11 protein-coding genes and 1 pseudogene are annotated in these 11,649 nt (G+C 37.6%); 6 read left to right on the forward strand and 6 right to left on the reverse strand.

Annotated elements, in window-relative coordinates:
* Positions 1-6: 6 nt before the first annotated feature.
* From L1267_RS20570 to L1267_RS20580, 3 genes are read right to left on the reverse strand one after another with little or no spacing between them, the layout of a single operon-like run.
* Entirely contained in the window at positions 7-429 is a 423-nt protein-coding gene (locus L1267_RS20570; RefSeq protein WP_235383971.1) for a hypothetical protein, read from the reverse strand.
* Between the two features lie 22 nt (positions 430-451).
* Complete coding sequence (locus L1267_RS20575) at positions 452-2,329, reverse strand: hypothetical protein (RefSeq protein WP_235383972.1); 1,878 nt, start codon at positions 2,327-2,329, stop codon at positions 452-454.
* Between the two features lie 26 nt (positions 2,330-2,355).
* Positions 2,356-2,931, reverse strand: a complete 576-nt coding sequence (locus L1267_RS20580; RefSeq protein WP_235383973.1) for a hypothetical protein — start codon at positions 2,929-2,931, stop codon at positions 2,356-2,358.
* A 298-nt stretch (positions 2,932-3,229) separates the two neighbouring features.
* On the opposite strand from L1267_RS20580, the gene L1267_RS20585 reads away from it, so the two are divergent.
* Positions 3,230-3,892, forward strand: a complete 663-nt coding sequence (locus tag L1267_RS20585) for an endonuclease (protein ID WP_235383974.1) — start codon at positions 3,230-3,232, stop codon at positions 3,890-3,892.
* Between the two features lie 657 nt (positions 3,893-4,549).
* Here the strand turns inward: L1267_RS20585 and L1267_RS20590 are convergent.
* Together L1267_RS20590 and L1267_RS23695 are read right to left on the reverse strand one after the other, a co-directional pair.
* Positions 4,550-4,720: a hypothetical protein gene (locus tag L1267_RS20590; protein ID WP_235383975.1), complete on the reverse strand. Its 171-nt coding sequence runs from the start codon at positions 4,718-4,720 to the stop codon at positions 4,550-4,552.
* 66 nt (positions 4,721-4,786) lie between these two features.
* Positions 4,787-4,915 (reverse strand): hypothetical protein, encoded by a 129-nt coding sequence (locus tag L1267_RS23695; protein WP_268842657.1) that lies wholly within the window; start codon positions 4,913-4,915, stop codon positions 4,787-4,789.
* 398 nt (positions 4,916-5,313) lie between these two features.
* On the opposite strand from L1267_RS23695, the gene L1267_RS20595 reads away from it, so the two are divergent.
* The 3 genes from L1267_RS20595 (at position 5,314) to L1267_RS20605 (ending at position 8,330) form a co-directional block, all read left to right on the forward strand.
* Positions 5,314-6,285, forward strand: coding sequence for a calcium/sodium antiporter (locus tag L1267_RS20595; RefSeq protein WP_235383976.1), 972 nt, complete (start codon positions 5,314-5,316; stop codon positions 6,283-6,285).
* Positions 6,286-6,349: 64 nt separating this feature from the next.
* Positions 6,350-7,177 carry a mechanosensitive ion channel family protein gene (locus L1267_RS20600; RefSeq protein WP_235383977.1) on the forward strand — a complete coding sequence of 276 codons (828 nt, stop codon included), beginning with the start codon at positions 6,350-6,352 and terminating at the stop codon, positions 7,175-7,177.
* 109 nt (positions 7,178-7,286) lie between these two features.
* Complete coding sequence (locus L1267_RS20605) at positions 7,287-8,330, forward strand: GGDEF domain-containing protein (protein ID WP_235383978.1); 1,044 nt, start codon at positions 7,287-7,289, stop codon at positions 8,328-8,330.
* A 171-nt stretch (positions 8,331-8,501) separates the two neighbouring features.
* Here the strand turns inward: L1267_RS20605 and L1267_RS20610 are convergent, their stop codons facing one another.
* Positions 8,502-9,800, reverse strand: coding sequence for a methyl-accepting chemotaxis protein (locus tag L1267_RS20610; protein ID WP_235383979.1), 1,299 nt, complete (start codon positions 9,798-9,800; stop codon positions 8,502-8,504).
* 650 nt (positions 9,801-10,450) lie between these two features.
* On the opposite strand from L1267_RS20610, the pseudogene L1267_RS20615 reads away from it, so the two are divergent.
* Both L1267_RS20615 and L1267_RS20620 read left to right on the forward strand, forming a co-directional pair.
* Positions 10,451-10,742 (forward strand): annotated as a pseudogene (locus L1267_RS20615) (SMR family transporter).
* A 185-nt stretch (positions 10,743-10,927) separates the two neighbouring features.
* On the forward strand, positions 10,928-11,649 hold a 722-nt coding region (locus L1267_RS20620; RefSeq protein ID WP_235383980.1), incomplete at its 3' end, for an MCP four helix bundle domain-containing protein.

Here is an 11,649-nt window from a genome sequence, read left to right on the forward strand (position 1 = left end):
TACATATTACTCTGCCACAATAGACATAATTTGAGCACTTTGTGCCATCGCCCAATCAAGGTTTTCCTCTCGACGCAAAGGAACCACAACCAGTTCTTTACATATAGAGTCTTCGAGCTTTTTTCGCATAGTCTTTGATACCCAAACAGCTAAGATAACGTCATTTGAATAAGTGTTACTAAAAGTCCTGTCAGAGACCAATCGGAATAATGTGCCTCCAACTCTTAACGCACGTTTATTCAAGAATGCTCTTGCAGTTTCGCGACCTAAAGCCTTTGTAAAAATGCCTCCATTAACCTGCTCTAATTGAGGCACAAAAACAATTACCTCACTTTGATTTTTACGACTTTTCATCGCTGCAAATTTCATCCCCATAAGGATTGCCTGAGGGCTTTGTTTGTCGCAATCAAAGTAATAAATTGACTTCATACATTTCCTATTTGTTTTTAATCTAATCCGAACATACTGGTACAAACTTATTTTCTAAGCTTTCCAAAGTACTCCAAGCATTAAACGCCTTATTAGCTTTTCGGTGCAGTTTATCCGCAAATTTCTCAACATCGTCGTTATGCTGTAAGCGAAAGCGCGTCTTATTATCTGGCCATCCAGAGCGATCTCCCGCAAAGTCTAAAATCACTTTCTTAAGTTGCTGGTTGCTAAGATAACCTCCTTCAGTATCATAGAAGAATAAAACTGAAGTGCTATCTCGGTTACTGCTAGTCCCGTCACGGGCATTCATCTTCTTCTTTTCAAAATCAACAAAGTAGACGTGTTTATCATCGAATGACAATTCCGCGATAACAAATTTGCGAGACAATTCAAACTTTCGCTCTAGTCCGCTTTGCTCAAAGTCTCTTTTCCCTAACATCAGAAAATCATTATCCCCAATTTCCTTCGGTAAAAACGCATTCAAATAAAAGCTATTTTTAGTCGGTATGCGCCATACAGAAGCTTTTCGCCAAGAGATGTGATATTCATCTTTTAGTGAATGAACAGCATTTTGGAAAACATCAAATGCATCGAAGAAACTTGCACTTCGTTTTTCTTTATCGACAGAGCTTTTTTTGACAGACCCCATCGATATTTCTGCTTTTGCAAATTTATCTTGGTTATCATTTCTTAAGTACCCCGAAGCTACTACACCGGCAACCGCTTTTTCCCCCACATATACTTGGACATTCATTACTTCAGGGTCTTTAACTGCCATTTTTTCTATCTTCTTAACAGATAAGCCTAATAGTCCTTCAAAATTTGGCGTATCTTGCTCAAAGTCAAACTCTATATCTAGTGTTTCAATTTGAACTTCAGCCATACCTCCTAGTGAAATTGGCAATGGGGAGTTTGGATCACCTAAATCTGTATCCGAAGGAAATGCTGGTGTGTGAATAGGAAAAGAGTTCAAGTAATCAGATTGCTGTCGACCTTCAGGTGATCGACCGTCATTGTCTCTCCCGAACATAAGTTCGTTGAACGGAAATACGCCATTACACTGATATATTCCGCTAATCAAGAGAGAGCCACTCTCAAGCTCATTAGCTTCAACAACCCAGTCCACCTCACCTTGCAATGGTGGGTAGACTTTCAATAATCTGTGTGCGTTATCGGTAAGAGGAACATTATGGATTGAGTCCGTATAAATTCTTTCAAATACTTTTTCAGCAAAGTCAGAATGTCTTATTCTGGCAACATGTGGAGCACATACGTCTGGGATTTTTTTGCGCAGTTGGACGAAAGACCTATCATTTTTATTTAACTCTATATCAGGATTGTAAAGCACCTGTCTTGCTTGCCTTCCTGTAAATGCGGCTTCAACAAGAGAAGTATGTGGATAATAAAATCTCAATATTTCTGAGCAAGGTATAAATACCTTAATGTTCTGTTTCGTATCAAGTCTTATCGCTTCGGCTGTTAAATAAAATGATCCAAAAATATCGCTAAACTTATCTCTGAATGAGCTGGAATACCATTTATCATCTATTGGTAACTCTGCAAAAGAACAAAGTTGAGGTTTATAGTTGCGCAGTAGGTCCACTTTTATGGAAAATTGATTCTTAACCTCACGCCCTCTCAGCTTTCCGTTAATAATGGGCATTCTTGATGCTAAAAAACCAAGATTAGAAATATTTACAGGTAAACGATAAGCATGCTCTAAACTTCTTTTACCTTCAATAATCGGCGCTATGATGGTGTCAATTGAAAACTTATCGTCAGACACATTATCAATGCCGATCTTACCAAAACCTAGAATTGTTGACTGTTCAAAAAGGTGCTGAGGCAAATGACCCAATGCAAATTCGTATAAAGCCGCAACTTTTTTCCTATACATCATTCTCAGCACTTCCTTTAATGACTTTTCTAACCGTGTAACCTGCGAAAGTTAAGTGCGACTCTGGGCTGGAGAACTTTTGGCCAGTGCGCTTTGAGCAGCCTCTCATTAACTAAAGCGTTTCCTCGCCAGCGATATCTCCATTTGAATAATTGTGAAAAGCTGTCAATTAGGTAGATTTTTTGATTAAAATCTTCTCGAACCAAACCCAGAACGGTATCAACCCTGACTGGATCAGCACTGCGTAACTCATAGCCATCCTTGCTCCACCCTTCCCATTTGGAAAAAAAGTACAAATGGTCTTTCCGGTTAATACTTAAGAAGTAGTAATATTCATTCCCAAAATCGGAGTTCAATGAGCAGTATAATTCCTCAAGACAAGCACCGTGTTGTTTCTTATTAGAGACAATATTGTCTACTTCGCGCCAATTCTGCAGGTCAAAATCTTCCGCTGCTTTATGCAAATAGTAGCGCCAACCTTTACTCCCTCTATCCTTTTCACGCAAAGCTTTTGCATACTCTTTCAGTGTGGTTTTTAACAGGCCTTCTTCAGATAAGTTACCGTGAGCAATATTTAATGTGAAACTCTGTGCTACATGTTTCATATGATTATCCTTCTTTTTGTTGGCACCCACCGCCAGAACAAAACTCATAATGAAAATTAGCATTGATAACAATTCGGCAAATTTTATTGTGGGTCTCAAGGAATTGCCTTACCTAGAGTTTTTATACAATGGAATTGCATACAGTTTCAATACATAAATCTCATTATTTGATAACAAAGGTCACTATTATCACTTTATGGGTTGGATGGACCCGTGTTTTCATAAAGGAAAACAACTTGCACCTGAGTTGGATAACTTTTAGCCTGTTATTATAAATATATGAATGGAAGGACCTCTCATGTTTAAAGCTATACCAGTGACTGTATTGTTACTATTGCTACAAAGTTTTAGTTCTGCTGCCCACATTCCTTTCAATTACTACGCTCAAGCACAAGGTTTAACGGGTAAATCGTTAAAAGATGCGTTGCACAAAATCATAGATAATCACAAAGTGCTGCTATACACAGACTCAAATAACCTAGACTGGTTTGATGGAAAAAACATGGATGTATGGGAGGCACTACTTATTACAGATTCATCTTGCGCTCCGGTAAACCCAAAATGTGGCGAGGTACATATGCTTTATCTTGATGAAACTCGCCCGTTTACAAAGGCTAATAGAGGCTCAGGAAAGCATGATTCATGGGATCGTGAACATGTGTGGCCGAAATCTAGAGGTTTTTCTAAAAAATCCCAAGCTGGCTATACAGATTTACACCATCTAAGACCTGCGGACCGAAACATAAATGGGCGACATAGCAACTATGGGTACAATATCGGCGGAGAAATAAATGATAAATTAGCTGATGGTTCAGAAGTACCTACAACAATGCGGTTAGACAAAGTTAACGAATCATTTGAGCCCTCAGATAAAGCTAAAGGTCAAGTAGCACGAATGTTATATTATATGGCGGTCAGATATGAAGTTAATGAACTAAACGGATATGAGAAAATGCCATAAGTTACTAATAAATCAATCACTTTATGCCCCTCTATTTCTTATTATAGATGAGAGTCGTAAACCTAAATTTGATCTATTTCACACTCTTTCTGAGGTAAATAAAGGCTCGCATTTCGAGCTGAGTACTTAACAATCTCATCTCCATGTGTAGCTATGTAAGAGCGCACAATGTCTTGAGTTATGCCACATACATCATTTACACCTCGAGCGAATACGATTAGAAACTTTCACTGATTGCTGCGTTTGATTCTGCTGTAAAATCATATTATAAGTCTCAGTTTAACCCTCAGCTCTAGTTGATACTATTAACGAATAATTGAGAGGAACCTTTTTATATTCAGGATCAATACCCGCGTTAAAACAAAAGGTAGCTTTTAAATGAATCTATTTACAACTAGTACCTTCAGGAATTGGTATTTGGACTCTTAAGTGCTGAGAGGACTTTAGCTCACCTTGATATATAAAAATTGCTTCACCTTCTTTGCACTCCATAACTTCCTCAAGAGAGATTGGTAATCGCCCACAAACAACATCTTCCAAATCATGTTCTGCTCGCTCAGCATAATGTATTAAAAGTGCTTTTTCTGTTGATGGATTAAGTTCAAAATCGGTTATTGAGCCTGTCGCTTGTAAAGTACCTGATTGGTTTATTGCTATTCACCAATTTTTATAGTCCATTACAGGATTCTGCCTATTTATACCTGCCAGCAGTGAGTTATAGGAAGACAACATTTCTTCCAATGCCTTAGGCACACTCCCACCAGGCATATATAATTCGCCAGTCGCAATACCAAGTTCATACATAAAGTCATCAACCGTTTTAGTCATGTCTATTTTGCTCACGGTTATTGTCAGTGGCTTGCTATATGTTTGCTCTAATTCAGGTGGCTCGCTTTAGTGATATATGTCATCCGCCAACTTTTTAAGCTCAGTATTTAAAAGAGCCTCCCCATCTTTGGGTGATTCGAATGTCACATTTTGATTATTAAGTGGCTGCGGTAAATTTTCAGAAATAACCTTCATAACACGTCCCTGTTTCAATGATATGGTTTTGTATCGGCCTATTCTGATGATTCTTTACATTCATCGTTTTTTAAAAAAGGCAGCCAAGCTAATTGTATTATTTTTAGGGATGGATTATTCTTTAAAAACTTAGGGGAGTAGTCTCTTGCATTTAGCAAGGAAATTGTCAACAGTCTCCGAGCAACATCGCTCGTGGCAGTTTCGAACCTTATCAGGTTTTGACAAGACTTAAGGCAATGGGTCATTTCGGGCAGAGATGGTTTATTGTCTTTTTAGTCTAGTCTGCCCTAAGGATACATAATGAAACTACGCCACCACCAAATTTCACTTCACTTTATAAATAGACCAAACAATTCTGTTATATGCCTATCAAGTAATGATATAGAGGGGGTCTAGTTATGCTCTTAGCCATAGCCGCAATTATTGCGGGGTTTATCTTACTCGTATGGAGTGCAGACCGCTTTGTTGAAGGGGCGGCATCTACAGCTGGCCATGCTGGCTTGCCCTCAATTTTAATTGGTATGGTTATTGTTGGTTTTGGGACTTCGGCTCCTGAAATGGTCGTGTCTGCCATGGCGGCAAGTGATGGAAACCCTGACTTAGCGTTAGGTAATGCACTTGGGTCCAACATTGTAAATATCAGCTTAATTCTTGGTGTAACAGCCATCATTGCGTCTATCACTGTTCAGTCTAAAATTGTTAAAAACGAGCTTCCCTTATTATTAGCTGTCGTACTTTTTTTGGGGTATTTGCTGTATGACGGCGCTTTATCAGTGATTGATGCAAGTCTGTTGCTGGGCGGATTAGTCTTGTTCTTAGTATGGTCTGTGTATTCAGGTATGAAATCACCGAGTGATACCCTTAAAACAGAATTTGATACTGAGCTTAAAAGTCACGCCATGTCTTTAGGGAAAGCAATTTTCTGGCTCATCGCGGGTTTAACATTGCTCATTATTAGCTCTCGTATACTTGTTTGGGGAGCGGTTGAAATTGCAACTGCGCTGGGTGTCAGTGACCTTATTATCGGCTTAACTATCGTTGCATTAGGGACATCTTTGCCAGAGCTTGCAGCTTCTATTATTGCAGCTAAAAAGGGAGAGCATGACATCGCCATTGGGAATGTTGTGGGGTCGAATATGTTTAACATCCTAGCCGTAATTGGTATCGCCGGTATTATTGAGCCTATTCCTCACATTTCTACAGACGTACTTTACAGAGATTGGAGTGTGATGCTTGTACTTTCCGTCATGTTATTGGTTATGGCTTACGGTTTTGGTCGACAAGGCAGAATAAATCGTTGGGAAGGTGGTATCTTGCTTGCCTCCTATATTGCTTACAATGGCTACTTAGTTACCAGTATCATTAGATAACATTTATCGCTAAATTGTTTAGAGCAAAGCGCATATTTTATTTATATTAAAAGGGAAATCATCGATGGACACCATCATAAACTTTTTTTCTGAGCATCAATTGCAACTTATAGCAATAGCAAAGAATACACTGCTGACTATTTTCATTTTTATTGGGGCAAATATTTGTTCAAAATTACTGAAACGTGCCGTACATAAAGGTGTTTACAGACTGAGCAAGCAAGATGAAATCATTACAAAACTGCTTACCACGCTTTCAGGCTATGTGGTTTATTTAATTGCAATTGTGATTATTTTAGATTTATTTGGAGTTAATACGGCTAGCCTTGTTGCACTCGTCGGTGCCGCAGGCTTAGCGATTGGTCTAGCGTTAAAAGATACGCTCAGTAATGTGGCTGCAGGGGTCATGCTACTTTTCCTAAAGCCACTAAAAAAGGCAGAGTTTGTTGAAGTATCAAGCTATACAGGCAGTGTAAAAGATTTAGGGCTATTTACCACAGTCCTTGAAACTGCTGATGGCGTTTTTGTTTCAATTCCAAATAGCACCGTTTGGGCAAATGCGATAAAAAACTTTACTAGAAACGATAAGCGCCGTATGGATATAACAGTAGGTATTTCTTATGGTGACTCAATTGAAGATGGTCTAGCAGCGTTAAAGGAGCTTGTCGGTGAAGAATCTCGAATTCTAATGGAGCCAGCCCCTCAGTATTTAGTACACACATTAGCAGATAGCTCTGTTAACTTGCAGCTTCGTGCTTGGGTCGCTACACCACATTATTGGGATATATATTGGCAAACACAGCGTAAAATTAAAGATAAAGTGGAGAGCAAAGGAATTACCATCCCATTTCCTCAACGTGATTTACATATAGTTAACGGTGATAAGAAATAGAGCAAAAATGTGCTCAGTTCTAAAAAGTTTTTCTATGATAAAGTGACAGGACTGAGCTTTTGCTTTTAGAGCATTGCTCGCGTTTGATTATTACGAAGTAGAGTTTATTATGCTCAAATATTGGTATAAAAACATTCCAGCACACCACAATAGTCCTGAGCTATTTTGGCGAAGCCGTTTGATCGCCCATTCTTTATTGATATGTACTGTGTACTTCTTTGTACTGACTGTTATCAATATCTTTAAATTCAACAGCTATGAACTCGCTTTGCTTGATGCGGTTGGCCTGACTTTGTCTATTTTACTATATGTTTGGTTCATTAATAGCTCAAAAATTAAAGCGGTTTCATGGGCTCTAGTCATTTTGGTCAATAGTTTAATACTAACGTTCATTATCTCAATTAACGGAGCAGCCTACTCATTATTTTGGGCAACATTAATACCTCCTTTCTCATTTTACTTAGTAGGTAGGAACTGGGGAAGTTTACTTAGTGCGTTTGCTTTTGCAGTGTGCGCATTTATAGTTTATGAGCACTCACAGAATCCGGAACCTCTTAAAATTGGCCTTGGCTCTGTTTTTAATATTATTGAAGTTGCCATTGCTCATATTGTCTTATTTCGTTTCTATGAAAAAACTAGGTTTGCTGCTTATGACACATTGGCTGAGAAAAATCGGCTTATTAAAAGACTCGCCGAAACCGATAAACTCACGGGATTGTTTAATCGAGAAAAGCTAGACAGAACTCTTTCAACCTTGTTAGAAAACTCAAACTTTGGCTTAATATTATTAGACATTGACTATTTTAAAGAAATAAATGATACCTATGGTCACTTGGAAGGCGATAAAGCGCTTATCATTGTTTCAAATAAGCTAAAGTCACTATCTCCAAGTCAAGCGTTATGTGCTCGTTGGGGTGGCGAAGAGTTTGTAATATTAATTGAAGCATCGACTTTAGATGAAACAAAAGAGGTTGCAAAGGCTATTGTTAAAGATATAAATAGTATTTGTTTTCACGAAAAAAGATTGTCAGTCAGTTGTGGAGTTACAGTCAGTCGTATTGATGATAATACGCTGAAAGTAATTGAACGTGCTGATTCAGCTTTATATCGTGCAAAGGAAAATGGCAGAAACCGGATTGAGTGCATACTTTGATATCATTTAAATTTTCCCCAGCTCACTTTTCAAAAACGATTTAGAAGAAGATTTCGGGGCAAATACTTTAAACAAACCTAGTTCTGCTATTACCATGCCAACTTAAAATTAAAAAGGAGTAGTACGCTACTCCGTTATTCTGAACTAATACAATTATTTGATAACTTTTAACTAAAGGGTCGTCTTAAATCGCCCTACGGCCTCAACCACTTCTTTTGCACCTTTTTGAATATCATCGATTACACTACCTGCACTATTAGATAATTCTAATGCATCCCTTGCTTCTACTAAGCTAGATTCAATTTGAGTAACCGCATCTTGTGTTAGTACTTTATTTTCGCTCACGACACCTATTATTTGCTCAGTAGCGGCACTTGTTCTTGAAGCCAGCTGCCTTACTTCATCAGCCACAACAGAAAAACCGCGCCCTTGCTCTCCAGCTCTTGCTGCTTCTATTGCAGCATTAAGTGCAAGTAGATTTGTTTGGTCTGCAATACCTTTAATACTATCAACCAGATCAGCTACTTTGGCTGACTGTACATCTAACTTATTAATGCCTTCACTTGCTGTTTCAAGCTTCTTAGAAAGGGCGTTCACAGTTGATATTGTTTGTTTTACGACTTCTAAACCGTTTTCTGCATCTGCGTCTGTTTGTTGTGAAATATCATATGCAATTTCTGCAGTTTGTGAGATTGCTTGCTCTCTTCTCATTTGCTCTGTAATGACAGTCGCGAACTTAGCAACTTTATACAAGTCACCATTATCGTCATGAATTGGATTATATGAGGCTTCAAGCCATACCTCATTACCATTACTATCAATCCTTTTAAAACGGTCTGAAATAAAGCGCCCTTGCTTCAGCTCAGCCCATAACTGTTTATAAGCATTCGATTCAACCTCATGTGGGTCACAGAACATACTGTGATGCTTTCCCAGTATTTGATTTTGAGAGTATCCCATAGCATGTAAAAAGTTATCGTTAGCATTGAGTATTATGCCATCAAGACTGAATTCAATCACAGCGGAAGAGCGACTTAGAGCAGCAAGCATATCTTCCTTCTCTCTTGATTGAGAAATGGTCCTTGTAAGTTCAGTCGAGTATACGGCTAGTTCATTATTTATTGGTTGTACAATACTTCTTAGCCACAATTCACGACCTGTGTTAGTTTTTAATTGTAGGGCGCCGTGCCAGTGGTGTAATTTTTTTATTGCCGAGAGCAGCTTTTGTGTGTGGGGCTTCTTAATTGATTTTTTTAGGAGCAAATCATTCAGGTTTTTACCAACAATATCATTAACTTTAAAATCTAGTACTGCTGCAAATCTGTCATTAACTTCAATGATAGTGCTATTTTTGCTCAATAAAAAATATAGCATCTCTTCTTTGAGCTCTTGCTTTATATTTTCATATTCAGCAACTTGACCTTTTAGGTAAGCATTTTCGGATAACAGTTTGCGATTAGTAAACCACATTGAGTATGTTCCTTTGAATTATGTACTCAAGAACTGAACAACTTTTATCATCATACAAATAAAATTGTTGTAAATAGCACATTAATATGAATAAGTTCAGAGAAGTTAGAATCATCTAATTTACTCTAATCGCCAAGTATTGTTTTAAAAATATTTTATATACTTATCTTGGAGTATAAAGGATCACCTTTTTAATGCTGCAAATACCACAACAATCAAAATGAAGTAGCGGGTACTATCAAAGCTTACCCAATCAATACAAATGCTAAACAGTGAACTGGGCAATAGCGACTTATAATGAATATGACATCTGAAGCAAGCATTATTACTCTCAGAAACTGACACTCATCTAATATTCGGTATCAGGCGAAGAGAGCAGGTCTGGCAAACTAGTTTTTGGACAGAGGTCATAAATACCTTTCACTCCAAGTTGTATTAAATACATTGTTTTTAATCGGCGGAAATTTGGAACAAGAACAATAAACGATTTTATGGGGAAAATGACTTTGAGACAATTATTGTCCATATAACAAGCTGTAACAAGGTTGATAATTAATCAGAATACTAAGTTTGCTGATACTTCATCCAATTATGTTGGGAGTTTATTAGTGAAGAAATAGCTATTCTTAACCATTGCAATAATTAGTGAAATGATTGCGACCACTACATTAAAGCCTACAAATAGTTTATAAAGTTAATTCCTTCATTCATAGTTTGCTCAGGCGTTTCTTTTTATTCTTCAGTATTGTACCTTAATACCTTAAATTGATATTTGTCTACATAGCATAAGTTGTTTGTACTGGCTTGGGTGTGCCTTTTGTTACTGCAATTGTTTGGTTTGCTTATAGGCAGAAAGTGGATACATGGGGATTTGCTAGTATTGGATTGTTTATACATGGTGTTGCAGTACTGAATCTACTATCCAAAACTATCGCTCTTTGACTGAAGCGAGGCCTATAAGGTTACCTAAAGACAAATCATATTTGACCATAAATCTCAGCGTCGTTACTAGCAAAGAATGAGGCTAATGCGGCTTTGGATTTATTTTATGGTAATATAGTAACACTACAGTGAATTAACGCACTTTATTCTTCGCAAAAACTTTTTGCCAACTCAAAGGATTTCTGATGATACGCGACGTAAGTATAGGTAAAAGATCAAGTTTTGCTTTTGGTTCAATAGGCGCAGTGATTTTGCTCTTAGCTAGCTTCTCTATTTTTCAATTAAGTAAGCTTGGTGATGAGTTTGAAGTGGTCACGGCACATAGAGTACCTGCGCTAGAAATTTCAACTAATATGTTGACTTCATTTTTAAATAAACGATTACAAACTGCAAATGTACTTATGGCTAAAACGGAGCGACAACGTGATGACTACTTAGTAAGCCTTCGTGACGCAAAAGATAACTTTGATAAATCTCTTGATGAGATGGTTTTGCTAGCAAAAGCAGAGGAAGCAAAAGGTCTGCTGAAAAATATTAGAAAGCATATGGATGCTTATGACACATCCTTAACGAAACAATTAAATTATGTATCTAATGAGCAGTTTGAAGAAGCTGAAGCACTACAAAATGGTGAAATGAAAGACTTACGGGAGCTGATAACCTCAGATATTCGTAGTTTGGTAGAGTTCCAAGAAAAACGTATCAGTGATAGCAATCAAGAAATTCAGGGGGCTAAAAGTGATTCACTCACATTTCTAGCTATTACTTCCATAATATCATTTATTATCGTAATTACTTTTTCAATACTTTTTACCCGAAGCCTAACTTTACCTATGCGAATTGCAGTTGATATTGCTAAAAAAATCGCCTCTGGAGATTTAACTTCTACTATTAATGACAATGGCAA

The organism is Pseudoalteromonas sp. OFAV1 (assembly GCF_021532595.1).
Lineage (GTDB): Bacteria > Pseudomonadota > Gammaproteobacteria > Enterobacterales > Alteromonadaceae > Pseudoalteromonas > Pseudoalteromonas lipolytica_C.